The 26,494-nt window shown below is 57.7% G+C and carries 21 protein-coding genes, 2 tRNA genes and 1 pseudogene; 12 read left to right on the top strand and 12 right to left on the bottom strand.

What is annotated here, in order from left to right; all coding sequences use genetic code 11:
• Positions 1-13 precede the first annotated feature (13 nt).
• From RV1423_RS04230 to wecB, 4 genes are read right to left on the bottom strand one after another with little or no spacing between them, the layout of a single operon-like run.
• On the bottom strand, positions 14-2,836 hold the full coding sequence (locus tag RV1423_RS04230) for a bacteriophage N4 adsorption protein A (protein ID WP_034293513.1): 2,823 nt from the start codon (positions 2,834-2,836) through the stop codon (positions 14-16).
• Positions 2,833-4,983, bottom strand: a complete 2,151-nt coding sequence (locus RV1423_RS04225) for a glycosyl transferase family protein (RefSeq protein ID WP_034293511.1) — start codon at positions 4,981-4,983, stop codon at positions 2,833-2,835. Before RV1423_RS04225 ends, RV1423_RS04230 begins: the two co-directional genes overlap by 4 nt.
• An 8-nt stretch (positions 4,984-4,991) precedes the next feature.
• Positions 4,992-7,226, bottom strand: a complete 2,235-nt coding sequence (locus RV1423_RS04220; RefSeq protein WP_034293510.1) for a cellulose biosynthesis cyclic di-GMP-binding regulatory protein BcsB — start codon at positions 7,224-7,226, stop codon at positions 4,992-4,994.
• A 2-nt stretch (positions 7,227-7,228) separates the two neighbouring features.
• Positions 7,229-8,368 (bottom strand): non-hydrolyzing UDP-N-acetylglucosamine 2-epimerase, encoded by a 1,140-nt coding sequence (wecB, locus tag RV1423_RS04215; protein WP_051516474.1) that lies wholly within the window; start codon positions 8,366-8,368, stop codon positions 7,229-7,231.
• 659 nt (positions 8,369-9,027) lie between these two features.
• Here wecB and RV1423_RS04210 point away from each other — a divergent pair.
• Positions 9,028-9,484, top strand: a pseudogene (locus RV1423_RS04210) (methyl-accepting chemotaxis protein); the annotation flags it as partial.
• A 260-nt stretch (positions 9,485-9,744) separates the two neighbouring features.
• On the opposite strand, the gene RV1423_RS04205 reads toward RV1423_RS04210, so the two are convergent.
• Both RV1423_RS04205 and RV1423_RS28440 read right to left on the bottom strand, forming a co-directional pair.
• Positions 9,745-10,728 (bottom strand): porin, encoded by a 984-nt coding sequence (locus tag RV1423_RS04205; RefSeq protein ID WP_034293505.1) that lies wholly within the window; start codon positions 10,726-10,728, stop codon positions 9,745-9,747.
• Between the two features lie 368 nt (positions 10,729-11,096).
• Positions 11,097-11,591, bottom strand: a complete 495-nt coding sequence (locus RV1423_RS28440) for an antirestriction protein ArdA (protein WP_051516473.1) — start codon at positions 11,589-11,591, stop codon at positions 11,097-11,099.
• 266 nt (positions 11,592-11,857) lie between these two features.
• On the opposite strand from RV1423_RS28440, the gene RV1423_RS04195 reads away from it, so the two are divergent.
• The 5 genes from RV1423_RS04195 to RV1423_RS04180 all read left to right on the top strand — a co-directional run bounded on the left by RV1423_RS04195 (position 11,858) and on the right by RV1423_RS04180 (position 16,370).
• A complete protein-coding gene (locus tag RV1423_RS04195; protein ID WP_081768679.1) occupies positions 11,858-12,262 on the top strand; it encodes a helix-turn-helix domain-containing protein in 405 nt (134 codons plus the stop codon).
• A 170-nt stretch (positions 12,263-12,432) separates the two neighbouring features.
• Positions 12,433-13,320, top strand: a complete 888-nt coding sequence (locus RV1423_RS29670) for a hypothetical protein (protein ID WP_155835019.1) — start codon at positions 12,433-12,435, stop codon at positions 13,318-13,320.
• Between the two features lie 504 nt (positions 13,321-13,824).
• Positions 13,825-15,315: a P-loop ATPase, Sll1717 family gene (locus RV1423_RS04190; RefSeq protein ID WP_051516471.1), complete on the top strand. Its 1,491-nt coding sequence runs from the start codon at positions 13,825-13,827 to the stop codon at positions 15,313-15,315.
• A 504-nt stretch (positions 15,316-15,819) separates the two neighbouring features.
• Positions 15,820-16,122 (top strand): hypothetical protein, encoded by a 303-nt coding sequence (locus RV1423_RS04185; protein ID WP_155835018.1) that lies wholly within the window; start codon positions 15,820-15,822, stop codon positions 16,120-16,122.
• A 65-nt stretch (positions 16,123-16,187) separates the two neighbouring features.
• Positions 16,188-16,370 (top strand): hypothetical protein, encoded by a 183-nt coding sequence (locus tag RV1423_RS04180; RefSeq protein WP_034293501.1) that lies wholly within the window; start codon positions 16,188-16,190, stop codon positions 16,368-16,370.
• Between the two features lie 67 nt (positions 16,371-16,437).
• Here the strand turns inward: RV1423_RS04180 and RV1423_RS04175 are convergent.
• Positions 16,438-16,528: transfer RNA gene (locus RV1423_RS04175), tRNA-Ser, on the bottom strand.
• A gap of 197 nt (positions 16,529-16,725) precedes the next feature.
• Complete coding sequence (gene acs, locus RV1423_RS04170; protein ID WP_034293499.1) at positions 16,726-18,708, bottom strand: acetate--CoA ligase; 1,983 nt, start codon at positions 18,706-18,708, stop codon at positions 16,726-16,728.
• 348 nt (positions 18,709-19,056) lie between these two features.
• Between acs and RV1423_RS04165 the strand changes: the two genes are divergently transcribed.
• The 4 genes from RV1423_RS04165 to RV1423_RS04150 all read left to right on the top strand — a co-directional run bounded on the left by RV1423_RS04165 (position 19,057) and on the right by RV1423_RS04150 (position 22,357).
• Positions 19,057-19,668 carry a YqhA family protein gene (locus tag RV1423_RS04165; RefSeq protein ID WP_034293495.1) on the top strand — a complete coding sequence of 204 codons (612 nt, stop codon included), beginning with the start codon at positions 19,057-19,059 and terminating at the stop codon, positions 19,666-19,668.
• Positions 19,669-19,702: 34 nt separating this feature from the next.
• Complete coding sequence (locus RV1423_RS04160; RefSeq protein WP_034293492.1) at positions 19,703-21,244, top strand: fumarate hydratase; 1,542 nt, start codon at positions 19,703-19,705, stop codon at positions 21,242-21,244.
• Between the two features lie 31 nt (positions 21,245-21,275).
• Positions 21,276-22,178 carry a glutamate racemase gene (murI, locus tag RV1423_RS04155; RefSeq protein WP_034293488.1) on the top strand — a complete coding sequence of 301 codons (903 nt, stop codon included), beginning with the start codon at positions 21,276-21,278 and terminating at the stop codon, positions 22,176-22,178.
• 103 nt (positions 22,179-22,281) lie between these two features.
• Positions 22,282-22,357: transfer RNA gene (locus RV1423_RS04150), tRNA-His, on the top strand.
• 102 nt (positions 22,358-22,459) lie between these two features.
• On the opposite strand, the gene RV1423_RS04145 is transcribed toward RV1423_RS04150, so the two are convergent.
• Complete coding sequence (locus RV1423_RS04145) at positions 22,460-22,720, bottom strand: integrase (RefSeq protein ID WP_051516470.1); 261 nt, start codon at positions 22,718-22,720, stop codon at positions 22,460-22,462.
• On the bottom strand, positions 22,704-23,318 hold the full coding sequence (locus tag RV1423_RS04140) for an NADPH-dependent FMN reductase (protein WP_231502044.1): 615 nt from the start codon (positions 23,316-23,318) through the stop codon (positions 22,704-22,706). The genes RV1423_RS04145 and RV1423_RS04140 overlap by 17 nt, the downstream gene beginning before the upstream one ends.
• Before the next feature lie 74 nt (positions 23,319-23,392).
• On the opposite strand from RV1423_RS04140, the gene RV1423_RS04135 reads away from it, so the two are divergent.
• Positions 23,393-23,845, top strand: coding sequence for a MarR family winged helix-turn-helix transcriptional regulator (locus tag RV1423_RS04135; RefSeq protein ID WP_034293485.1), 453 nt, complete (start codon positions 23,393-23,395; stop codon positions 23,843-23,845).
• Positions 23,846-23,861: 16 nt separating this feature from the next.
• On the opposite strand, the gene RV1423_RS04130 is transcribed toward RV1423_RS04135, so the two are convergent.
• Positions 23,862-24,305: a helix-turn-helix domain-containing protein gene (locus tag RV1423_RS04130; protein ID WP_051516469.1), complete on the bottom strand. Its 444-nt coding sequence runs from the start codon at positions 24,303-24,305 to the stop codon at positions 23,862-23,864.
• Positions 24,306-24,403: 98 nt separating this feature from the next.
• On the opposite strand from RV1423_RS04130, the gene RV1423_RS04125 reads away from it, so the two are divergent.
• On the top strand, positions 24,404-25,261 hold the full coding sequence (locus RV1423_RS04125) for an SDR family oxidoreductase (RefSeq protein WP_034293483.1): 858 nt from the start codon (positions 24,404-24,406) through the stop codon (positions 25,259-25,261).
• Positions 25,262-25,333: 72 nt separating this feature from the next.
• Here the strand turns inward: RV1423_RS04125 and mgrA are convergent, their stop codons facing one another.
• On the bottom strand, positions 25,334-26,371 hold the full coding sequence (gene mgrA, locus RV1423_RS04120; protein WP_034293481.1) for an L-glyceraldehyde 3-phosphate reductase: 1,038 nt from the start codon (positions 26,369-26,371) through the stop codon (positions 25,334-25,336).
• Positions 26,372-26,494 lie beyond the last annotated feature (123 nt).

Here is a 26,494-nt window from a genome sequence, read left to right as displayed (position 1 = left end):
GGCGAAGGGACTTTCAATAATTGAAGACAGCGCGCACGAACCAGCCGTTGGCGCGTTCGTCGCCGGCGATCTTGCGGCGGTATTGGATGGAAAGATCGGCATAGGAGCGGGGCGCGTGATAGTGGTCTTCACGCCACCAGTGGCGCAGATTCACGCCCACGCCGGCGCCTACGGCCAGCGGCGTCGGATAGCCGGTGTTGTAGTCGGCCGCCAGCACTGCGTGCGGCCACAGCACGGTGTTCTTGCCCCAGTTTTCCGGCAGCAGATAACTGCGTCCGCTTTGCAATTCGGACGTGAAGTAATAAGTCTGCGCTTGCAGGTAGTAACCGGTTTCGGCGAACAACTGGGTCGTGTTCCAGCGGTCGGCATCGGCGCGCAGGTCGGTGCCGCGGCCGTAGGAGTAGCCGAGCCGCGCCAGCCAGTCGCCTTGCGCCGCTGAACCGAGCGGTTGCTGGCGTTCGAAGGCGGCGATCAGATTCTGCGACGCCAGCGGCTTCCAGCGCACGCCGAATGCACTCATCAGGCTGGACGCGCCCACCGCCGGTTTGCCGGAAAAGGTATTGCCGGTCCGCGTATCGGTGGAGGTGGTCGGCGCACTGTAAGCGGTGCCGGTGATGCGTCCGTACAGATCGACATAGCGGCCGTCGCGGTTCAGCGATGGCGGTCGCCAGTAGGCTTCGGTGCCGATCTGCAGGCTGTCGCCGATGGTCGCGGCCTGGTTCTGCCCGGCCTGCATGTTGTTGCTGCCGCGATAGCTGGCCGACACATAGGCGCCCCATTCGCGTTCCAGCTCGGACACGGCGCGGCGGGTGTCGAACAATTGCTGCGGCGCGAGCTTGAGCGTGCCGTCGTCGGCGGCATCGATGGCGCGCTTGAAATATTGGACCGCAGTTTGCCGCTCATTGGCGTTGATGGCGGAGAAGGCGGCGTTTTGCAGGGCTTGCGGCGGCAGCTTGCCGGCCTCATCGGCTTGCCGGAAAGTCTGCAGAGCCAGTTCCGGCGCACCCGCCATGGCGGCCATGTAGGCAAAGCCGAGATCGGGGCCGTCATTGCGCAATCCGTCGGCGACGCGGCTCGCCTCATCGTCGCGGCCCGCAGCCGTGAGCGTTTGCGCCAGCACCCGGCGGTAACCGTCATTGGCGGTGGCCAGCGCATGCAGCATGCGCGCCAGCTTGACGGCCTCGTCATACTGTTTTGTCGCCAAGGCCCGATAGATCGCGCCGATCAGCGCATTGGGCGCACCGACGGCGGGAGCAGCGGTACACACCGTGCCGTAAGGCGTCACCCGGCAATCGAGAAACGGCGCCTGCAATGGCGGCGGTCCGCTGCGCTGGCGTTGCCGCAGATCGAGCAGCGCGCGCCGCCATGCCGCTTCCTTGTCGTCTGCGGCCAGCGACGCCAGGGTGGCCGTGGCCAGGCCGGTGTCGGCTGCGGCGGTGGCGGCGTCGGCGACATACAGACGCAGATTGCGGCGGTCGTCGTCGCTGAGCACGTCGTTATCCAGCGCCTGGCGGTAATCCTCGCGGGCGCTGCGATAGTTGCCTTGGCGTTGCCGCAGGTAAGCGCGCAATATCAGCGGCACGGCGTCTTCGTCATCGATCTGGATTGCTTCGCCGGCTGCGCGCTCGGCGGCCGCATATTGCTCTTGCCGTTCCAGGGCATCGATGAGCAACAAACGATAATTCATGACGTCCGGCGCGTAGGCGATGGCTTGCGAAGCAGCGCGTTCGGCCGTCGCCGCGTCGTCATCGGCGAGCGCCTGATAGGCCTCGGCGGCAGGTTCCTGCGCCAGTTGGCGACGCACGCCGTCGCGCCGGGCCGCCAGTTCGGCATTGGCGCCGCCGATGCGCAAGGCTTGCTCGAACAAGGCCAGCGCATCGCGCGGATGTCCTTGCGCCGCCGCCCGATAGGCTTGTGCTGCAAGTGTTCGCGAGGGACGTTCTGCGGCGAACAAAGAGCAGACCGGACCGAAGCGGTTGATCAGGCAACGCAGTGCAGGCGCCTGCAAGGGCAGGCTGGCAGCTTCGTCGACCGCAGCCAGCTTGCGCCGTTCGCCAGCCTCGGGGTCGGTGGCGGGCAGCGGCTCCAGCGCGGCAATCGCCATGGCGTGATCTTGCGCCGCCAGAGCGGCATCGGCGACGATCAGGCGCAGATTGCGCATATCCTCATCGCCGAGCGCATCGGTCTGCAAAGCCTTTACGTAAAATTGCCGAGCGTCCTGGTATTGATCGCGCCGCTGCAACAGATAGCCGTGCAGAATCGCCGGCAATGCGCCGTCGTCGGCATCGTCGGCGTCGTCGATGTACTGCAACGCACGCGTACTGGCGGCTTCGGCCTGATCATACTGCTGGCGCCGGATCAGGAAGTCGGTTTGCAACAAGCGGTATTGCACCACCCGAGGCGCTTGCTCGATTGCCGCGGCAATCTCTCGCGAGGCTTGCGGCAAGTCGTTGCGGTCCGCAGCCTGCAAGGCCCGCGCGGCTGCTTCGTCGGCCGGTTGCGAGGGGCGCGACTTCTGCGCCGCCTGGATGTCGCGACGGTCGATTCTGCCGCCCGCCGTGCTCGCGCGCGGCTGGCGGCCGCGCCTCGCCGCTGTCTGCGCTTGTTGCAGCAGCGTTTTCAGGCGCGCCAGGTCGGGGCGCAGCCGGACTGCTTCGCGAGCGTTCCTGACGGCGGCGTCATAGTCGCCGCGCGCATAGGCGCGATAGGCTTGATCGGCGATCTGATAGGCCGGTCCGCTGAGCGGCAATTCCTGCTGTGCCGGGGCAGCAGCCCAGCCGGAGGCGCATGCCATGGCGCAGGCCAGGGCGACAGGCGAAAGTACGGCGCGCATCATGTTGAAACCGCTTCCGTCGCACTGGCGGCATCGGCCTGCCGGTGCGCCATCTCCGAGCGGCGCCGTTGTTCCTGCACCGCATGTTCGATGCTGGCGCGCGATACCACGCCACGGGTGACAAGATAGTCGCCGATGCGGCCGTCGCGTTCGGGCCGGTATTCAACCAGCGCGCTATCGAACTGGTCGCGGCTGATCAGATCGGACTCGATCAGGATGTCGCCCAGCAAAGGCGTATTGCTGGAGGTTCCCAGTTCCGCCGCGCCGCGCAACAAGCGCAGACCGGAGCGGATCTCGCTTTCGCGCACCACGAATTGCGCCACCGGGCAGCCGGCGGCGTCGCGTATCTGCTGCAGCGCTTCTTCATCAAGCGCATTGGCTACGGCGATATCGATCAGATCGTCATGCCGGGCAATGACCAGTGCGCGCCAGCGCACGCACAGTTCCGCCGGCAGCAGTGCGGCATACGCCTCGATGCTGGCAGGGGTGGGATGGGCGCGCGGCAGATTGGCCTGGAAGGAAATCGCTTCAGCCAGGGTTTCATCATCGAGCCAACCTTTCGAGACCAGGATGCGCCCCAGCGGAATCTGGCGCAGTTGCTGGTCGGCCAACGCCGATTCCAGCCGGTTGGCGTCGACCGCCTGCCAGGACGACAGCAGCTCACCCAGGCGCAGGCGTTTCTGGGTCAGTTGCGAGGCCGATGGAAAATCGTGCATGGTCTTGTCCCACACCATGCGCTGGCCGAACAGCAAATGCCCGAGGAACAAACGCCAGGCGCGCGCCACCGCCAGAAAATTGATGACATTGCCGACCAGCATGCGCGGAATCGACATCAGGCCGTGTTCCCAGCCATATAGCCTGGTGACGAAATAAAACCGCTGCACCACCCGCAAACCCAGCGCTACCGCTGTCAGGGTGGCGACCAGCATCAGCCAGCTTCCTTCGGTGAAGACAGGCGGGAAACGCATGTTCCACCAGCCTGCCAGCCCGGCCACATAAAACAGCATGAACTGGAGGAACAGCAGGTAAGCGACGATGCTGACGAACGACGTGACGATGCCCTTGCGGTCGCGAAACAGCAGATACTTGGTGGTCAGCGAGCCTTTCCAGCCCAGTTGTTCCCAGCTTTGCATGCCGATGCCGAGTACCCAGCGCGCTTTTTGCCGGTATGCAGTGCGGAAGGTGTCGGGGAAATACTCGCGTACGCACAACGGCATGTCGAGCGTCAGTTCGCGCACCGGGCCGTGTCCGAACCAGGTCTTGCGCCTGGCGCGGAACTGCACGTTGAAGCGGGCGAAGATCGATTGCATGCCCATCGCGCCGAGGCGGGTGCCGACATCGTAGTCTTCGGTCAGGCTGTCGGTATTGAAGGGCTGATTGTCGGTCTGCTCGATCAAGGCCAGCAGGGCGCGGCGCGAGAAACAGGTGCCTACGCCGGCCGAGGGAACCATGCCGGAAACGCTTTCGCGCACCACCAGATCCTTGGCATGCCATTCGGCGAATTCGTCCATATAGGTGCCTGCCACCAGCTCATACCAGTTGCGTTCCAGCGACATGACCGGCAACTGGATCATGTCCTTGCGCGGCAGCAGGTAGTTGAAGAATTGCAGTTCCAGCGGATGCAGCACGTCTTCGCTGTCATGCAGGATGACGCCGGCGAATTCGATGTTTTCCTGCTGCTCGTGCAGGAAGATCGCCTGGATCACCCAGTTCAGACAGTCCGCCTTGCAGGTCGGTCCGGCATGCGGGACTTCGACCCGTTTCAATTGCCGGTAGCGGCGCCGCATCCGCTCCACTTCTTCGATGGTGGCGGCATCGTTCATGTAAGTACCGACGAATACGACGTAGTTGCGGTAGTCGAGCACGCTGACCATGTTTTCTATCATCTGGGCGATGACGTCGTATTCGAGCCAGGCCGGCACCATGATGGCCAGCGGCTGCTGGTCCTGTTGCCGCAATGCGTCCGCCGTCAGCGGCGTATAGCCGCTGCGGCGCTGTACGGTCAGCTTGCGATAGATTTCGCGCGTCCAGTACCAGGCGTCGATGAACAGGTCATCGACGCTGGAGATCAGGATCAGCACCGCCGTGACGGCGGCGATATGCTCCAGTGCGCGGTAGTACTGCGCGAAGTAGATGGCGAATTCGGACACGGATCGGCTCAGTCCGCGCTATCCGGCCTGGCGCGGCGGCGCACCTGGGCGACGCGTGCGGCGATCAGCGCGAAGGCAAGCGCACCGATGATGATCAGCCACAAGGTCATGTGCTTTTCCCACATCGATTGCGGATTGCTGGCGTCGGCCAGCTCGCTGCCGGTCGGATCGTTGGTATCGATCTGCAACAGCAGGCCGTTGTCGCCGACCACGGCGAAGTTGCCGCGCGTCAGGCGGAAGGAACCGGCCGGCGTTGGCGCCTGTGTGCCGATGTTGCGGTACAGGATGCCGATCTGGTCCGAGGACTTGAGCACTTCCACGGTGGCGAGCCGGTTCATGTCGGCCAGTTCCAGCATGGGCAGCGGCTTGTCATTTTCCTTGAGCACCAGTTTGCCGTCGCGTACGACGCCAGCCGGTCGATCGCCGTCGAGCGCGACATCGAAGGCCAGGAAAGCGTGTTCCGGCTTGCCGGTCTGACCCGTCTTGACAATGCGCAGCGCCGACAGATCGGTGGAGAAACCTACCGCTTCGGCAATCCGGATCACCTGCGGCAAGCTGTCGCCGGGAGTTGCCAGCGCGGCGTCGGAAATGAGCAGGTCGGCGCTGTCGGCGAAATGGCCGGCGGTGCCGACGAAGTCGCGTCCCAGCGTGCTCTTGCTCAGACGGATATGGCTGCCCGGCAGGATAGACACCGGGAAGGCGCTGGGTTGATCGTGGCAGCGCTCCTGGGTCGGCTGGCGATAGAAGGCGATGCGGATTTCATTGCGTGCGGCCAGCGTATAAGCCGGCACCGGTACCGATACGCGTTGCGGGCGGCCGTCTGCGGTGAGCCGTTTGGCGCCCAGCAGGAAGTCGTTCAAGAACACTGAAATGACCGGCGCCTCGCCGTTGATGCTGGGAGCGGCCGACAGGTCGAACACGATTTCGGCCGGCAGACGGCCATCGACCGCCACTGAACCGAGATCAAAGGTGACGCTGCGCTCGGCATGCGCGAGCACATCCATCGATCCCGCCAGTGCGCCGAACTGGTTGAGCAGAATGAGCAGAATCTTGTCGCCGTCGAGTTTTGGCGCGCTCGCCTGTTTGACGGTGGCGGCAGGATTGACGGCAGTGCTCTGCCATAGCGTGCCGAGCAGCCCGGCCGCTTTGGCGCCGGCCGTTGCCGGAATCACAATGACGCTGTTGCCGCCGAATGTCGCCAGGCGCAACTGGTCTGTCGAAGGCGTCTGGTCGAGCAGCGTGAAGCCGCTCGCCAGCCACGCTGCGTAAGGCGCCGCCGCGTCGGCCGCGGTGCTCTTGATCTGCGCTTGCAAGGCAGCGACGGCGGTGCGCATGGCATCGATCAGGCTGCTGTCGGCGATGACCAGGTCGGCATGCAACGGTCCATGTTGACCCAGGGCGATCAGCGCACCCAGTTCGGCCTGGTCTTTGATGCGATGCTGGGCTGCGCGGTCATTCAAGGCAGCGAAAGCCGGCACGCCGAGCAGAGCCGGCGGCAGCGACAGTGCGCTCAAGTCGATGGCGTCGCCGACCGCAGGCAAGGTGCTGACGCTGACATGCTTGCCGTTGCGCTGCAAGGCCACGCCGGTGCGCCAGGCGGTATCGTAAGCCGCAGTCGACAGCCCGTGTCTGGACACCAGCAGCACCGGATTGACCGGCAAGGCGCTCCAACCGGTGGCCAGCGTCTTGATCGCGGCGCGTTCATAGCGATAACTGAAGCGCGAATCGGCCGCCAGGCGCAAGCTGTTGCCGGGGGCGCGCTGATCGGTGCAGACCTGATCGGACAACACCGATGACCAGTTCACACCGAGCCGGACGAAGCCGTTGCTGCGCGGCAGTCCGTCGATGCCGATGGCCTGGCTGGCGTCGCCTTGTTCTTCGGTGAAGCGGCGCGCGGCGACGGGGTAGCCGTCGATGGACAAAGTCATCGAAGTGCGGCCGCCATCGGCGCGCAGGTAGCGTGCATTGAGCTGCACGGCGGCGTCGCTGAGCGGGACATTGGCCGGCACCGGCAGGTAGTATTCGCGTCGTGCGGTATTGCTGTCGAGTACCGCCGGCGAGGTGAATCCGAGTTCGCCCAGGCTGATGCTGCGCGTGACCCAGCGATCGCCGGCCCATTGCTCAAGCTGCTGTGCTGCGCCGCTGCCTGCGGCGAAGGCGCAGGAACTTGCGCCGATGGCGAGACCGAGGCACAGGGCCTTGAGTACCGGATGGTTGTTGCGTAACGGTTGGGGAGCTTGCATTTTCAGGAGTAGGAGATGTCGCGCTGGCCGGGAGGCTTGCGGTGAGAGACGCTATAGGATTGGAATTCGATGAAGGACTTTCCGGTCAAGGCGGCAGCGATGCGCGCGGCGGCTTCGCCATCGCCGTAGGGATTGGCCTTGTGCGAGAACTCGGCATGGAGTTGCGGGCTGTCGAACAGTTGGCCGACTTCGGCGATGATGCGTTCACGCCCGGTTCCCACCAGCCGCACGGTGCCGGAGGCGACTGCTTCCGGACGTTCGGTGACGTCGCGCATGACCAGCACCGGCTTGCCCAGCGCCGGCGCTTCTTCCTGCACGCCGCCGGAGTCGGTCAGCACCACGTGGGCATGTTGCATCAGGCGCACGAAATGCAGATAGTCGAGCGGTTCGATGAGATGCACATTGGGTAACGCCGCCAGCATCTGTTGCACCGGGCCGCGCACATTCGGATTGAGATGCACCGGATAGACGATGTCGATATCGTCCCGTTGCGACAGTGTCGCCAGCGCTTCGCAGACCTCGGCAAAGCCGGTGCCGAAGTTCTCCCGCCGATGACCTGTGACCAGCAGGATTTTCCGTCCCGAACCGAGGAATGCAAAGGCGGTGTCGAGATCCTGTTGCAGCTCGGCGCTTTGATTGATGCGGCGGATAGTCATGTGCAAGGCGTCGATGACGGTGTTGCCGGTGACGATGATGTGGCCGGAGAGATTTTCGCCGCGCAGATTTTCCGCTGCGCCGCGGGTGGGCGCGAACAGGTAATCGCCGATCACGTCAACCACGCGGCGATTCATTTCTTCCGGCCATGGCTGCGACAGATTGCCGGTGCGCAGGCCCGCTTCGACATGCGCCACCGGAATTCTCTGATGAAAGGCCGCCATGGCGGCAATGGTCGCCGTCGTGGTGTCTCCGTGCACCAGGATGCGGTCCGGCCGCTCGCTCTCCAGCACCGGGTGGATCTTGTCGAACAGACGCGCGCACAAGCCGTTGAGCGTCTGGTTGGCGAGCATCACGTCGAGGTCGTGATCGGGAGCGATGTCGAACAGATCGAGTACTTGCTGCAACATGCTGCGATGCTGGCCGGTCACGCAGACCACCGAGTTGACACCCTCTGCCTGCGCCAGTTGCCGAACTACCGGCGCCATTTTTATCGCTTCTGGCCGGGTTCCAAAAATAGAGAGGATTTTCAATTGTTAGCTCGGTTGGCTCGGTTGGAATGACGGGTGACAGTGGTTCTTGAGACTGTATGGAACAGGCTCTCCGGCCAATGATATAACTTCGATAAGACCCGTTTCTGACCTTGTCTGACATTTCATGAAGTGACGCTATGAGCTTGCCGGATAACGTTTTGCCGGCAATCAATACTCTTCTTCGTGACAATGCAGATGTCATCGAAAGTCTTTACGCGACAAAGTCGATCGGGGTGGGATTGTCCTGTGTTTGCTGAGAACTCACTGCAGCAGACCGGAATCAGCATCCTGAATGGGGACCGATGCTCATTGATATTTTTCTGGTGAGGCTATGTAGAGGGAAATTGCTGAATATGAAAAAGAGGAGGAGTGTCGATGGACAATTTTTCCTCGTCTTGCGTCACTATTCGGATTCTTTGTCCAATTCTCCGCGATCGGATTGAGTCAGCCACATCTGTATCAGATTGCCTGACAAGTTGCGGGTCTTGCGCGCCTCAACGGAGCAGAGTTTGAGATTGTCTTCGGTATCTCGGGCGTGAATCTGATTGCTTTTGCAAGCATGATCTGGCCAAATCCGCGTCCGACGTGGCCTCCAAGGCCGGGGAAGTGGTCCAGAAGCGACGTGCGCCGAAGAGCAAGGGCGCAGCTTCGCCGTTGTCGCCTCGGAAGTGCGCAGTCTGGCCCACCGCAGCGAAAGAAATCAAAGAACTCATTTCCGATTCCGTGCAGCAGGTCAAAATCGGGCGTTCCCTGGTGGCGCAGGCGGGAACGACGATGGAGGAAGTGGTCGGCAGCGTCAGGCAGGTCAATAGCGTGATCTCGGAAATCTCGCTGTCGAGTCGGCAGCAGAGCGAAGGAATCGAACAGATCAACGATGCCGTATTGCAGATGGATAATGTGACTCAGCAGAATGCGGCACTGGTGGAGCAGGCGGCCGCTGCCGCGCAGGCGATGCAAGAGCAGGCGTTCAACCTGTCGAATCTGGTCGGCATCTTCACCTTGAACACTTTGCCCATCCTGAAAAACAGTGTCGATATCCTGCACGCCAGGCTGAAACTGGCCGCGCCTTGATCCGGGGGGGCGCCGCCTGTCCAGACACCTGATTGCTGGCGCCGGTTTCGAATGGGGTAGCACTCACTGATTCAATCCGTAGCGTGTTCGCATGGCGGTGAAATTAACACCAGGCAAAAAGCCGGTCATGCCAGGACATGACCGGGAAACAGTGACCGGCTCGTGTCAAGCACTGCCGGCACTGCGGGCTGCGGCGTTGGCGATGCGGTAGCCGCAGTCCCCCTCAAGATAACAAGGATGCTTGTTTCAACTGCGTCTTATCAGAACTTGTGGCGGATGCCGAGATTGAACAGGTTATCGGCGGCGCCGTTGCGAGTGGTTTTGTAGTTGATGTTGTAGTTGTTCGACAGGCGTGCCACGCTGGTGTACAAGTTGGTGCGTTTGGATAACGAGTGGCTGTAACCCAATGCGACTTGCGTGGCGTCGCGGTGATCGGCGAACTTGTCGTACTTGTGCATGATCGAACTCATGATCACGTCGTTGGGTCCCAGATTGATATTCAGGCCCAGCAGCGCGTCGCGGGTGTCCAGCGTACCCACACCTTTGTTGATCGCATACGCCACGAAGGGTTGCAGCAGTCCGAAGTTGTAGTTGCCGCCGAGGAGGGTGGTTTTGGAGGCGTCGCTGCCGGTGACGTTCTTGGTGTTCTGGTGGGTCAGCACGACTGAGGCCGGGCCTGCCGCATAACCGATGGCGCCGGCGACGGTACGGTTGGCGTTATTGTCTCCGGCGACTTCGCCGAAACTGTAGGCGACTTGTCCGTTAATGCCATTCTGCGCCGCGTAACTGTAGTTGACGGTATTGTCGGTGCGGCTTCCTCCATAGTTGAAGATACGGGCCGAGTCGCCGGCGAGGGTATCGCCGAAGGGGTCGAAGACCGCAGCGTTCGAGTACACCACGGTGTTGATGCGGCCTAGTTTGACCTCGCCGAATCCGCCCGCCAGGCTCACATACGACATGCGATTGAACAGCACGCCAGCGGTGGCATTTGCGCCGGTGTCGGCGTTGAAGCCGGCTTCCAGAACGAAGTTTGCTTTCAAGCCGCCCCCCAAGTCCTCCGTGCCTTTGAACCCGACTCGGCTGCCGCTCTGGTTACCGCTGTCGAGACCTAAGAAGGTGCCGGAGCCAGCGTTTTCTACCTTAAGACCCATGTCAACTACGCCATAAATAGTGACACTGCTTTGCGCCGATGCGACGCCGGTAATGGATGCGAGTGCGGCAAATGCCAAAAGCGATTTCTTCATTGATCCCCCTGCTATATAAACGTTATAGGTGCCGCAGGCACGTCCACCCTCGCGGGAAGACAGATGGAGCGCATGCGGAGCGTGGTATTTCGCCGCCTCACGGCCGCAGAAATCTGCCCGGTATCGACCGTCGTGCTGACGGCAACGATTTCCGGACAAGCTGATCTCGTTGCCATACTTCGTGGCTTTTGATCGATCAGTTTCACCGAAGCGATAGTAGAGAGAGGTTCGTCAAGTTGCGATAGACAGATCGTGACCAAATGAACAGGCCTGTATAGGTCGTTGGCCATTACAGAAAATCTGGTTTGGGATGTGGCGTCGGCGATTTGGGAGAACGGCCAAGCGCTTTGGATTATGTGAGCGAAGCATTAGTTAGTGCATGTCCAAGTCTTGCCATTAAATTCAAACTCGCACATATCGCCACGCAATTTACAGTCATGGGAAAATTTTTCATAGTCAATATAAGCACGGATCGACTCAGGCACATCGCTTGAGTAAAATTCATCAAAAAGCCTTTCTGCGACCTCTTTCAAATTTCCCTCATACAGGTTCACTTCGTCCAACTTGTCCAAAGCACTTTTGAGGCTATAGCCAGAAACACCGAGCAAGTAATGCAAGACTGTTTTTTCATAGTCGCTCAGGTTGACGATGTCTTCAAACCAAGTATTCAAATTAGCTTGATTGATTCCACACACTAAAAACAGTTCGCAGTCATCGCCGTCAGCAGACTGGATTTCAAACTCTTCCACCAGGTTGCCATGAGCGTCCAGCAGGTTTTCTGATTGCTCGGCGTATGAATCCAAAGTGTCAAAATAAAAACCGATTGCGTCCAGGTTAAAGGGCTGTGCAAAGTATGTGCTCATGACGTTCCCGCTTTCGTGTCGTTTTTAGGCTGGTTGAGCCGGAAGTTGATTGAAGACTTGCTCTGCCTATGCAGACTTCACAACTCATTTGTTTGGATCATTTTTGAGTCATCTCACCTAGGGCATCAAATACCGCCATGAATGTGAATGGACTTATTGAGTCAATTAAAAATGATTTAATATGTCATTGTATATTAACGCGCTGAGTCATTCCAGGGTTGACGTAAAAGGATCATGCTTCTGGCTTCTAAATGACGGGGTAGGTCATGCCGCAAGAAGACAGGAATTCAGGAAAGCAGTTGGCTCGTGAGGTCGGCGGGATTATTGCCGTACGCAGAAGAACCAAGGGATGGACTCAGGCACAACTTGCCGAGCAAATGGGTATTGAAAAGGAAACGGTGAGCCGTTTGGAAACGGGTCATATCTCGCCGACATTGGCACGCCTTGAACAAATGGCAAAACTGCTGGAGTGTGAAATCAGCGATTTGCTGAAAATCAGCACACCGGATGTCAGTGGCCAGGCATTGGCCCTAATGAACCGTATGGAGAATTTGAGTGAGAGTCAGCAAACTATCCTTCTGGATTTATTCGGCAAAGTCACTTTTGCTATTGGCAAGCTGAATGCCAGGGACAGGAAGGTAGTGGAGAAATTTCTTGGCGATATTTTGTAAATGGAGCAAGTGAGCATCGGATGAACGGAAATACATAAGAGAATGTGTGATTGGCCACGGCCGGAAATACAGTGAGTAAGTTCAGACCCGCTTCGGCGGGTTTTTTCATGTTAGATTTATCGTCCCGAGTCTGAGCTTCGCCATGCAAGAAAAACAAATGAGGGTTATGGATGAACGCTTCCAAAGAAAAGACGGCCGAGAATGTGCCTCGATCAAGTGGCGAAAAGACCTCCCGAGTAGGACGGGGAGTCGCGCCAACTGCGCAATTTAAGGATAATCGGCCTCAAGCCCAAGAACACAGAGACCTTAAAGCAAAGATCGATAACAGTAGTTCCACAACAGCTACGGCCCAACGTATGCGCGGCGTCCACGGAAGTAGCGAGCACGCGCCGATTCAAAGGGTTATCACCATCGATGGACAAAGTTGGGGAGCAGGTACAGCGAATCAATTTGCCGCAGCGCATACTGACTCGGCGCAAATTGCAAGAGAGATCAGGATGGACTTTGGATCACCAAGCCTTGGACATGCTTTGGCTGACGTTCGCGACTTCTCTGTAATACGAAATGAACGAGGTGGTTATGACATTGATCTCTTGAATAATTTCACGCCGGTCCCTGGAGGGAGAAAGCGGCTCGCCGGGGAGACTCCGTTAGTTATGGATAAGCCTAATGTTGGCTTCGAGGAATTGGAGGTCTACGGATTACTTGATTGTTTGGCTATTTTTATCACCGCATCCGACCCTCATGCAGGAGTCGTTGCTGCGTCTGCAACGCATTTTGTTAGCGGGAGCTGTCTTGACAACGACGATCTAAATCCAAGAGGCCGGAGACTGTTAGCGCATTTGGTAAATCTTGTTCACGGGCGAGGGGAATTAACCGGATACATCGTAAGATCTGGGTCTGACGATTCGGATGACACTAATATCAGCTCGTTTACCGCGGCTTTAAAATCCGCCCTATATTTGTTGGGGCTAGGTGTAACAGATGTTAGTCAGCATGATGCTGGAACTGCGGCAACGCTTCGCTTGAACAATAACGGTACGATTGCTTGGCATTAGTTTTCGATACAGCCCAACTGAAGGGTTTGTTCGATGAAGCTCATAAAAAAATGAATTGCCCCGGAAGAGCGACCCAAGGAGTGACACCAGCGTCGAATTGAAAATAAAAAAGCCCTTGAAAAATCAAGGGCTTACTTATTCTGGCGGAGAGAGGGGGAGTCTGACCATCAGAAATAAAATGATTTAAAAACAACGAGTTAGAAAATAGGGTTTATATGCGTTTGTACCCGCATTGGTGCTGAATTATGTACCAATAAGATATAGACATAATTGGCACTATTGAAATCTAGCCTATTGAATCACCACTCCTTGTTCAGAGAGCATATTAGAGCTTATAGTACCGCTCTGCTTTTCGTTTCGAACTGATAGTCACCTCATGCATTCTCATCCGTATTTTTATTTTTTGTTATGCTCAAACGCTATTCTGATTTTGGTACCTGTATTTATTGTTTTCATTGAAGTTAGTCCTCCCAGAAAAAATTTCTAATAATTCATGGATCAAATATGAAAAAAACAGAAGTGAATGTGACAGACCCGTGGGCGTCTGATGAGCTTGAAGAATTAGATACGTCGAGCGTTGACCATGATTTGCTTGCGGAGATAGCGACTTGGAAGCGAGAAGCAAAAGCAGAAGACAATGATCGATATTTTTGGCATGTAAAAGAAGTCGACCAAATTGCCAAAGGTCAAAAGTATTTCGTAATTGGTAGAAAAGGAGCGGGAAAAACTGCACTTTGCGAATACTTCAATCGTCAGAGTGAATACAATCTGTTCGCTGAAAAATTGAGTTTCAAGAATTTTCCATTCAATGAACTTTATTCTAAAAAGAACCAGAAATATACAGCTCCAAATGAGTATATTACTGTTTGGAAATTTCTGATTTATAGCACCATATGTCGCTTAATGCTAAAAAATGAAGAGGTCGATATTGGAGTTCGGGATCAATTGGCTTCGCTATATGATGACAACACCTCGTTAAGTCGGAGAATAAACAAGTGGATTGGTAAAGAATTCGGTATCTCTCTATTTGGGTTGTCGATCAAGATTGCCAAACAAAATCCTGAACCACAAAGTTGGATTGAACATGTCGATTTGCTTGAAGACATAATCATGCAGCATGCTGGGGCGGCTACATATTTTGTTCTTTTTGATGAATTAGACGAGGACTACCGAGATTTAATTAATACAGACCAATATCACCAATACAGCGCTCTCATTACTAGTTTGTTTAAAGCAGTTCAAGACGTACGCACGACTTTCAGTATGCAAACCGGCCCCAAAATATATCCCGTTGTTTTTCTGAGGGATGATATCTATGAGATTGTTCAAGATGCCGATAAGAATAAATGGGGTGATTTCAGAGTTGATTTAAATTGGGATTCAGAAAAACTCAAAAAGGTGCTTGCTTTCCGGCTTTCTAGGGCTATGGATCCGGGATGTAAAATCCCACTTTCTTTTGACGAAGCATGGAAACGAGTCTTTGGTACCAGAAAAATAGGAATGGGTACCAAGCAGAGAACGAGGATAGATACTTTTGATTTTATTTCCCGAAGTACATTATTGCGCCCGCGCGATTTTGTGGTTTATCTTCAGAATTGCGCGGAAGATGCTGGAAATAGAAAAACGATTACCCCAGAAGTTATTAAAAAGGTCGACAAAGCTTTTTCAAATTATCTAAGAGAGGAGTTTACGGACGAGCTTTTCGCGATACTTCCTGATATATCTAATATCTTTGATGCCATTTCTCAGTTAAGAAAGTGGAATTTCTCGATCGCTGAGATGGAAAAAGCATATGCTTCTCAAGTGGAAAACGGTTTTGCAAAAGAGAAGAACGTTAAATTTGTTTTGCAAGTTCTATATCTGTTTAGTGTTATCGGAAATACTCCGCGGGTTGGTCGGTACGTATTCCGGTATCAGAATAGAGAGGCACGTTTAAATTTTAATGAGAGACTGGTTGTACATAGAGGGTTATTCAAGTCCTTACAGATTCTTTAAGTCTGCGACACATATTCAAAGCTCTAGCCCTCTGTCCGACCTTCAAGAGGACGGAATCCACGTTGCGCCGCACAAAACGCTCAATACGACCGGTAAGCGGATCATCATCGAGTGGTCGGAGGAATTGATTACTGCTATTGCGGAAGCCAAGTCTGTGCGCCCGGTCAGGCTCTCGCCATTCTTGTTTTGCAACCGAAAAGGAGAATGCTATTACGATGAGACGTCGGGCCGTGCTGGTGGCTGGGATTCGATGTGGAGGGGATTTATTGCGCGTGTTCTGGCAGAAACAAAAGTTGAGGTACGTTTTACCGAGCACGACTTAAGGGCAAAATGCGCTAGCGATGCAGTGACATTAGAGCATGCTAGGGTTTTGTTAGCTCATGCCGATAGCCGACTCGCTGATCGGGTCTATCGACGTAAGCCGGAGATTGTACGACCGCTTCGATGAAGTTCGAATGTAAAGAGTATTAGATTGAGCATAGAAGAATAAAGGGGGAAATCAAAATGAATGCAAATTGGATGCGGCTACTCAGCGGCTTTTTCGCCGGAATTTTGTTGACTGTATTCTGCGCAAATCTACCGAAGGATAGCGGCGAGTGGTCTGGCTGGGTGCAGGCGTTCGGCTCTATTGGGGCAATATTGGCTGCTGTCTGGGTGTTGCAGCAGCAAAACAAGCAATCAATTCATAGAGCGAATGACGAAGTTGAGCAAATCATCTTGAGTCTTCGCGATGAAGTGGTGACATTGTTAAATGGATTTCGTCTACTTAATGCGACGTCCCTTATGGCAAATCCAGAAGGCCCATAGCACGTGCATACGGGTTCGTTAGATCATTAACCCTAAACAATGCATTGGTAGGCGAGTATGAAGATATGTTGGTCGAGGCGGCTCGTGATAAGGAAGCATATGGAGCATTGCTGGAGCGTAAAGAGCTGCAATTGGTCGACTATGGGCCAAAGTTGCGCAAACTTTATGTTGCCGTCGAAACAGAGGTTGAAAAGCTAGTTTTGATGGTTGCTCAAGAAATTCATTCCAATGGTCGGAATAAGAGCTAGTGCCTTGACGGCAATTTGAATAGTACAAAAGAAAAAGCCTCCATGTCTGGAGGCCTTGTCAGTATTCTGGCGGAGAGAGGGGGATTCGAACCCCCGATAGGCTATTAACCTATACACGCTTTCCAGGCGTGCGACTTCAACCACTCATCCATCTCTCCGGAATTTGGGCTTCGGTTTTAGCGAAGCCGCTAATTATAGCAACATTTTTTCCAAATAGAGATGGTTTTCTGCGGGGCTTCTTAAAATAATGGCGATGCGTTGCGGCATCGCCATCGTTTCTTGTCAGGCCGGCATTCCCGCTCCGGGTCGCCCTGGCGTGCGGTTGCCGATCCGACTGCCCATCGCCGCGCGTTTCTTATTGCGCTTCTTTCAGTTGGTCCAGGATGGCCGGGTTTTCCAGCGTGGAGACGTCCTGCGTGATGTCTTCGCCCTTGGCCAGCACGCGCAGCAGGCGGCGCATGATTTTGCCGGAGCGGGTCTTGGGCAGGTTGTCGCCGAAGCGGATTTCCTTGGGCTTGGCGATCGGGCCGATTTCCTTGGCGACCCAGTCGCGTAGTTCCTTGGCGATGGCCTTGGCTTCGTCGCCGGTGGGGCGCGGGCGTTTGAGCACCACGAAGGCGCAGATCGATTCGCCGGTGGTTTCGTCCGGTTTGCCGACCACGGCGGCTTCGGCCACGATGGGGTTGGCGACCAGCGCGGATTCGATTTCCATCGTGCCCATGCGGTGACCGGAGACATTCAACACGTCGTCGATGCGGCCGGTGATGGTGAAGTAGCCGGTGTCCTTGTTACGGATCGCGCCGTCGCCGGCGAGGTAGACCTTGCCGCCGAATTCTTCGGGGAAGTAGCTCTTCTTGAAACGCTCGGGATCGTTCCAGATGGTACGGATCATCGACGGCCATGGACGCTTGACGACCAGGATGCCGCCGGTGCCGTTGGGCAGGTCGTTGCCGGTTTCATCGACGATGGCGGCGGTGATGCCGGGCAGCGGCAGCGTGCATGAACCGGGCACCTGTGGCGTCGCACCGGGCAGCGGCGAGATCATGTGGCCGCCGGTTTCGGTTTGCCAGAAGGTGTCGACGATCGGGCATTTTTCGGCGCCTATGTTTTTGTAGTACCACATCCAGGCTTCCGGATTGATCGGTTCGCCGACCGAACCCAGGAGGCGCAGCGACGACAGGTCGTATTGCTTGGGATGGATTTTTTCATCGGCGTCGGCGGCCTTGATCAGCGAGCGGATCGCGGTCGGCGCGGTGTAGAAAATGGTGGCTTTGTGACGCTGTATCATGTCCCAGAAACGGCCTGCGTTCGGATAGGTCGGCACGCCTTCGAATACGATCTGCGTTGCGCCGACTGTCAGCGGGCCGTAGGCGATGTAGGTGTGGCCGGTGATCCAGCCGATGTCGGCGGTGCACCAGTAGACGTCGTCGGGCTTGATGTCGAAGGTCCACTTCATCGTCAGCACGGCCCACAGCAGGTAGCCGCCGGACGCATGTTGCACGCCCTTGGGTTTGCCGGTGGAGCCGGAGGTATAGAGGATGAACAGCGGATGTTCGGCGTCGACCCATTCCGGCTCGCAGGCGTCGGGCTGGTTGGCGACGACGTCGTGCAGCCAGAGGTCGCGGCCTTCGACCCAGTTGATGTCGGCGCCGGAGCGCTTGTAGACGATCACGTTTCTGATGGTGTCGCAGCCGCCCATGGCGAGCGCTTCGTCGACGATGGATTTCAGCGGCAACTGCTTGCCGCCGCGGACCTGGTAGTCGGCGGTGATGACGGCGACTGCGCCGGCGTCGATCACGCGTTCTTGCAGCGACTTGGCGGAGAAGCCGCCGAACACCACCGAGTGCGTGGCGCCGATGCGGGCGCAGGCTTGCATGGCGGCGACGCCTTCGATCGACATCGGCATGTAGATGACGACGCGGTCGCCTTTCTTGACGCCGAGCGATTTCAGGCCGTTGGCGAAGTGGCAGACGATCTTGTGCAGTTCGCGATAGGTGACTTTGGTGACTTTGGCATCGTCGGATTCGAAGATGACGGCGGTCTTGTCGGCATTGCCGTTGTCGAGGTTGACGTCGAGGCAGTTGTACGAGACGTTGATCTGGCCGTCTTCAAACCATTTGTAGAACGGTGCGTCGGCTTCGTTCAGCGTCTTGGTGAACGGCTTTTTCCATTGCAGGTTTTCGCGGGCCAGCTTGGCCCAGAAGCCTTCGTAGTCGCGCTCGGCTTCTGCGCACATGGCATGGTAGGCGTCCATGCCGGAAATGGCGGCATGCTTGACGAATTCCGCCGGGGGGGCGAATACACGGTTTTCCTGCTTGAAGGTCTCAATGTCTGCCACGATAGTCTCCTGCGATTGATGAATTTTGCTTTTTGCAAAAACGATCCGTTTTTGCGCGCCGCAAAACTTCTGATTTTTGCTTTTCGCAAAACATAGGCGTTTTCACTTACTCAGTCCTTACACATCCTGAATTGATGGGTTGCCGGGAAGCAGGCGCCGCCCCGTTGCCTTCCCGCATTATCGCATTTGCGGGCGGCGTCGGCAGGGAGTACGCGTTGCGATCGCCCGCAGCAACCAAGAGATGGGCAAGGGCGTGTAAAATAGCGCCCTGAATTCGGCCGCCGCGCTTGCGGCCGCCTACTGGACTTCAGGGACGCCAGTCCCGGTATCAACCGAAGATGTATGCCAATGAAAGAACCACGCTCCGTATCGCCAGGCAAGAAGATCGGCATCCTGCCGAATCTGATTTTCATGAGCCGGTGGCTGCAGTTGCCGCTGTATCTCGGCCTGATCCTGGCGCAGTGCGTCTACGTCTATCATTTCTGGGTCGAACTCAGCGACCTGATCGGGGCGGCCCTGGGCAACCCGTCGTCGCTCGAACACATTCTCGACGCGGTCGCCATCGAAGGCGCGTTGCGTCCCGACAAGCTCAACGAACAAACCATCATGCTGGTGGTGCTGGCGCTGATCGACGTGGTGATGATCTCCAATCTGCTGATCATGGTGATCGTCGGCGGCTACGAAACCTTCGTCTCGCGCATGAACCTCGAAAGCCATCCCGACCAGCCCGAGTGGCTGTCGCATGTAAATGCGTCGGTGCTCAAGGTCAAGCTGGCGACGGCGATCATCGGCATCTCGTCGATCCATCTGCTCAAGACCTTCATCAACGCCAACCTCTACGACGTCAAGACCCTGCTGGCGCAGACCGGCATCCACATCACCTTCCTGTTGTCCGCCATGGCGATCGCGTATTGCGACCGGTTGATGGCGCATCCGCCGGAGCCGCAGGAACCGCACTGACCGTAACCTTTCAATTAACCCGAGAGAACCAGCCATGACCATCATCAAGCAAGACGATCTCATCGAATCCGTGGCCGCCGCGCTGCAATACATCAGCTATTACCATCCGGTGGATTTCATTCAGCACCTGGCTCGCGCCTATGAACAGGAGCAGAGCCCGGCCGCGAAAGATTCCATCGCCCAGATCCTGACCAATTCGCGCATGTGCGCCGAAGGCAAGCGTCCGATCTGCCAGGACACCGGCATCGTCAACGTGTTCCTGAAGATCGGCATGGGCGTGCGCTTCGAAGGCTTTACCGGTTCCATCGCCGACGCCGTCAACCAAGGCGTGCGCCAAGGCTACATGCATCCGGACAACGTGCTGCGCGCCTCGATCGTGGCCGATCCGCAATTCGAACGCAAGAACACCAAGGACAACACGCCGGCCGTGATCCACATGGAGCTGGTGCCGGGCAATACCGTCGACGTGCGCATCGCGGCCAAGGGCGGCGGTTCCGAAAACAAGACCAAGTTCGTCATGCTCAATCCTTCCGACTCGCTGGTGGACTGGGTGCTGAAGACTGTGCCGACGATGGGCGCCGGCTGGTGTCCGCCGGGCATGCTCGGCATCGGTATCGGCGGCACCGCCGAGAAGGCCATGCTGATGGCCAAGGAAGTGCTGATGGACGACATCGACATGTACGAGCTGAAGAAGCGCGGCCCGCAAAACAAGACCGAGGAATTGCGCATCGAACTGTGCGACAAGGTCAATGCGCTGGGTATCGGTGCGCAAGGCCTGGGTGGCCTGACCACCGTGCTCGACGTCAAGATCATGATGCATCCGACGCACGCGGCGTCGAAACCGGTCGCGATGATCCCGAACTGTGCGGCAACCCGTCACGGCCACTTCGTGCTGGACGGTTCCGGTCCGGCCTACATGGAGCCGCCGTCGCTGTCCGAATGGCCGGAAGTTCACTGGGTTCCCGATACCGAGAAGTCCAAGCGCGTCGACCTCAACACGCTGACGAAGGAAGAAGTCGCCTCGTGGAAGCCGGGCCAGACCCTGCTGTTGAACGGCAAGATGCTGACCGGCCGCGACGCCGCGCACAAGCGCATCCAGGAAATGCTGGCCAAGGGCGAGAAGCTGCCGGTCGATTTCACCAATCGCGTGATCTACTATGTCGGTCCGGTCGATCCGGTGCGCGACGAAGTGGTCGGTCCGGCCGGTCCGACGACCGCGACGCGCATGGACAAATTTACCGACATGATGCTGGAGCAGACCGGCCTGATCTCGATGATCGGCAAATCGGAACGCGGTCCGGTGGCGATCGAGTCGATCAAGAAGCACAAGTCGGCGTACCTGATGGCCGTCGGCGGCGCCGCCTACCTGGTGTCGAAGGCGATCAAGTCGGCCAAGGTGCTGGGTTTTGCCGACCTCGGCATGGAAGCGATTTACGAGTTTGACGTCAAGGACATGCCGGTGACCGTGGCGGTCGATTCGGACGGCGTCTCGGTGCATACCACCGGCCCGCAGGAGTGGAAGGAACGCATTGCCACCAGCGCTTCGCTGAGCAAGATTCCTGTCACGATCGCATGATGACTCTGCGTCAACCGGGACTTGCTTGCCGATGAGCGGGCCGCCGGTGACCGGATCGATATCGCAGGCAACACCGATGCCGATGGACGCCGATGCGCCCGTCGGCATTTTCGATTCCGGCATCGGCGGCTTGTCGGTGCTGCGTCATGTGCGCGCCGCGTTGCCGCAGGAGCATTTGCTGTATTTCGCCGACTCCGGCTACGCGCCCTACGGCGACAGGGAGGAGCGGCAAATCGTCGAGCGCTCGCTGGCGATCGCGGCTTTCCTGATCGAAGAGGGTATCAAGGCGCTGGTGGTCGCATGCAATACCGCAACCGCGGCGGCGATCCAGGCGATCAGGACCAACTGGCCCGATCTCATCGTGGTCGGCATCGAACCCGGCCTGAAACCGGCAGCGATGCAAAGCAAAAGCGGCATTGTCGGCGTGCTGGCCACGCGCAGCACGCTGGCCAGCGCAAGGTTCATTGCGCTGCGTGAGCAGGTTGCGACGGCGGGCAAGGTACGGTTCATTTCGCAAGCCTGCGTCGGCTTGGTCGATCAGATCGAAAAGGGCGAACTTTATTCGCCCGCAACCGCCGAGTTGGTGGATCGCTATGTCATGCCGCTGATCGCCCAGGGCGCCGATACCCTGGTGCTGGGCTGCACGCATTACCCGTTTGTCCGGGAGTTGATCGAGGCGGCCGCGCAGCATGCCGGTTGTCCGGCACCCTTCATCGTCGATACCGGCGAAGCGGTGACGCGTCAATTGACCCGTCTGCTGAACGCGAAGGATCTGCTTCTTCTGTCCGTGGCGGCCGAGGAGGGCGGTCTGGTCGCCTATACCACTGCCAGCGCCAGCACCTTGTCGACGGCGTTGGCGAGTTTGTTGGGAATGCCTGCGGAAGTGCGACAGATCGCCGGAAAACCGGCCACGCTCCAAACGGATTCCGGCTAATTGCGTTCCGGCGACTAATTCATTTGCCAGAACCTCCACAATTTTGTATAATCTTCTGCTTCACTGACACAAGGCAGCAGTTCACGTCCTTGGTCATGCAGTGGTGGCTGTAGCTCAGTTGGTAGAGTCCAGGATTGTGATTCCTGTTGTCGCGGGTTCGAGTCCCGTCAGCCACCCCAGTATCTATAAAGCTATAAGGCTATAAGGCTATAAGGCTTCGCGCCACAGGGCTGTGTTTACTCGCCGTGCCGGAATTCCACAGTCGTTCCACAAACTGGAATTTACAACCCCTTCCGCTTCACCGTTTTGCTCCGATCGTACACGCGCGCCATCGTCGCTGGATTGGCATGCAGGTCCGGCAGGCTGCCTCTTTCCTCCTTGTGTTGCGTCACGTAATAAGCCCGGAGATCGTGGAACGTGAACCGTTTCGTGATGACCTTTTCTTCCAGTGCCTGGTCGAGCAGCTTGCCGAACATTCCCTTGAATCCGCTGGCGGTGTAGCCGTCTGACCGGCCTTTCTTTTTTCTATGAAATGCTGGCAAGCAATGCCTTCAGCTTTCTTTTGATTGTTGAAAGCATGCTTTCACGATCATTGATTTGATTAGCCAGTTCCGTGAATGCCCTTTCGATTTTGGGAATGGAAGCACGGAAATCTTGAGCGGGATTGAGGGCTGCACCTTCCCGAATCACCAGATCCGGAAGTTCAAGAGCCGGTGCCGTCAGAACTACGTTCATTCTGAGTGAGGCCGCGACACGTCTTAGCTGCCTGGCACAGCGAGTGCCGCCATGCCCGCCATAGGTCACGATGATCGTGGGCTTCTCTCGCCATTCACTGTACAGGTGATCAATGGCGTTTTTCAGGACGGCCGGATAGCCCCAGTTGAATTGCGGGGTGATGAAGGCTACGGCAGCGGCTGCCTTGATCTTCTCGCTCCATGCCAAGGTATGTGCTTGTGTGTAGTTGCCCAGAGCAGGAATGCCCGGTTCGTCGTCCATCGGTAGCTGCCACGTCGCCAAGTCAACGATTTCATAGGAGAAGTCCGGACAAACCTGCTTGGCGAGGGACTTCACCCATGAGGTGATCTGAGGACACTTCCTCCCTGCTCGTGTACTGCCCATGATCAGCAGCACTTTCTTCATTGGTTCCATAGCGTGAGCCTTCAAATGCATGTACGATGCACGCATTATGAAGACTTTGTGAATGAGTGTAAAGCATGCACGATACATGTAATGTTGATGCGATTGCCGCGGCTCTGATTGAACTCACTGGGCTGCTGAACAGCCCTCGTCAAGATGAGGTGCTGTTGGGGGCAGCCGGCGTGTCGTTGGACAGGGCTTTGTTTCCCTTGCTGGTTCGGCTCAGTGCCGCACCGGCCATGAGTGTTGCCCAGCTTGCGGAGAAGGCGGGCCGTGATCCCTCTACGGTCAGCCGCCAGATTGCTAAGTTGGAACGACTTGGTTTGGTCAAGCGCCCCTCCTCTGAGGAAGACATGCGAGTGAGGGCAGCAGCGATCACGAAAGCAGGTGCTCGTGCGGTCGCGGCGATTGCCAAGGCTCGCCGTCAGTTGCTTGGCGAACTGATCGCCGATTGGCCGGCAGCAGAACAAGAGGCATTTCCGGTGCTGCTGCGAAAGTTCGCGGAGGCGATGAAGGAAAGGCAGCGGTGAGGAAGGTACAGGTTTTTTATTTCCCGTTGCCGTTTGCATTCTTTGCCGTTCGCTCGGATTTTTCCTGCCAGGCTTCGAGGATCAGGGGCAGGCTCATTTCTATCCAGTCCGTCAATGCTTCCACGCGCTGCGCGGCTTCCAGCCCCAGCGGCGACAGCGTGTAATCGACATGCGGCGGCACCACGTCATGAGACTTGCGGATCACCAGTCCGTCGCCTTCCAGGTCCTGCAATGTCTGCGCCAGCATTTTTTCGCTGACGCCGCCGACCTTGCGGCGCAGGTCGCTGAAGCGGTGCGTGCCGGCCAGCAGCGCAACCAGAAGCAGCACGCCCCAGCGGCTGGTGATGTGCTTCAACACGCTGCGCGACGGACAGTCGGCGGAAAACAACTCGCCGCGCCGCATGCGCTCCTTGAGGGAAACGTGGGAAGAAAGGGGAGGAAAACGGTCTCGTGTATTCATGGGGCCGATTTTACACTAACCTTTTTGTATGTACTTACAAAAAGTTAGCGTATCGGCTAACCTGCGATTTCCTTCACTTTTATCGAACAGGAATTGTCATGATCGTCGTCACCGGAGCCACCGGCCAATTGGGTCGTCTTGTCATCGCAGCATTGTTGAAAACCGTTCCCGCCGGCCAGGTGGTCGCCGCCGTGCGCAGTCCGGAAAAGGCCGGCGACCTGGCCGCGCTGGGCGTGCAGGTGCGGCGCGCCGATTACACCGACGCCGCCAGCCTCGATGCCGCTTTTCAGGGAGCGGAAAAAGTCTTGCTGATTTCTTCCAATGAAATCGGCCAGCGCTTGCCGCAGCACCGCGCCGTCATCGACGCGGCCAAACGCGCCGACGTCAAGTTGCTGGCATACACCAGCGTCTTGCGCGCCGACACCTCGACGCTCGGCCTGGCCGCTGAACATGAGCAAACCGAGCAAGCCATCAAGGCGAGCGGCTTGCCCGCGACGATCCTGCGCAACGGCTGGTATACCGAGAACTACACCGCAGGCGTGCCGAATGCCGTCGCGCAAGGCGCCATCTACGGTAGCGCCGGCGATGGCCGCATCGCCTCGGCCGCGCGCAGCGATTATGCCGACGCCGCCGCCACGGTGCTGACCGGCAGCGGTCACGCCGGCAAGGTCTACGAACTCGCGGGCGACAGCGCCTATACACTGACCGAACTGGCTGCCGAAGCGGCGCGCCAATCCGGCAAGGCGGTGATTTATCGCAATGTGCCCGAAGCCGATTACAAGGCTGCGCTGATTGGTTTCGGTTTGCCGGAAACGATTGCCGCCCTGTTGTCCGATTCGGATACGGCGGCTTCGCAGGGGGCGCTATTTGACGACGGTCGTCAACTGTCTTCCCTGATTGGTCATCCGACCACGTCGCTGGCAGCATCGGTGGCGGCAGTGCTGGGCAAGCACTGAGCGGCGATTTTTCGTTGAAATGAAAAAGGCCCATCGCCGTCAAGCCGATGGGCCTTTGTTTTGTGCGCAGGATCAGGTGTGTCGCGACGACACTTCCCACAAGTTGAGATGGCCATCTTGCGCCTGCTTGTCGATCGCGGCCAGTTCCTCGGCGGTGAAGCTGAGCTTTTCGAGCGCGGCGACGTTCTCGCGGATCTGTTTGCTGCTGCTGGCGCCGATCAGCGTCGACGTGACGCGCGGATCGCGCAGCACCCAGGCCAGCGCCATTTGAGCCAGTGTTTGGCCGCGCGCCTTGGCGATGTCGTTGAGCACGCGCACGCGTTGCAGGTTTTCCGCGCTCAGGTGATCGCTCTTGAGCGAACCGCCGCCGGCGCGGTTGATGCGGGCATCTTCAGGAATGCCGTTGAGGTATTTGTCGCTCAGCAGGCCTTGCGCCAGCGCGGTGAAGGTGATGCAACCCATGCCTTGCCGTTCCAGTTCGTCGAGCAGGCCCTGTTCGATCCAGCGGTTGAACATGTTGTACGACGGCTGATGGATCAGGCAGGGGACCTTCCATTGCTTCAGCAGTTCAGCCGCTTCCCTGGTCTTTTGCGGCGAGTAGGACGACACGCCCACGTACAGCGCCTTGCCCTGCTGCACGGCGGTGGCCAGCGCGCCCATGGTTTCTTCCAACGGCGTGTCCGGATCGAAGCGGTGTGAGTAGAAGATGTCGACGTAGTCGAGGTTCATGCGCTTGAGGCTCTGGTCCAGGCTGGCCAGCACATATTTGCGCGAACCGCCGCCCTGACCGTAAGGGCCGGGCCACATGTCCCATCCGGCCTTGGTCGAGATGATCAACTCGTCGCGATAAGGCTGGAAATCCTGCTTGAAGAGATGACCGAAATTGGCTTCGGCGCTGCCGTACGGCGGTCCGTAATTATTGGCCAGGTCGAAATGCGTGATGCCGAAGTTGAATGCGGTGCGCAGCATGTCGCGTTGCGTCGCCAGCGAGCCGGTGTCGCCGAAGTTGTGCCACAAGCCCAGCGACAGCAGCGGCAGCTTCAGGCCGCTGCGGCCGCAGGTGCGGTATTGCATGGTTTCGTATCGGGTGCTCGATGCCAGATAGGTCATTGGATGTCTCTCCTTGTTTGTTCGTGAATGCCGTCGGAGACGGTCGCCGTAGTGCGGCAAAACGAGTCACACATTGTAGTCGCATGCACGTTTCGTTGTCGCCGGACAGCAAGCCGGGTTTTC

The organism is Herbaspirillum sp. RV1423, from assembly GCF_000577615.1.
Lineage (GTDB): Bacteria > Pseudomonadota > Gammaproteobacteria > Burkholderiales > Burkholderiaceae_D > Herbaspirillum.
The sequence above is the reverse complement of the archived record's forward strand: the minus strand, read 5'-3'. Positions and strand labels throughout refer to the sequence as shown.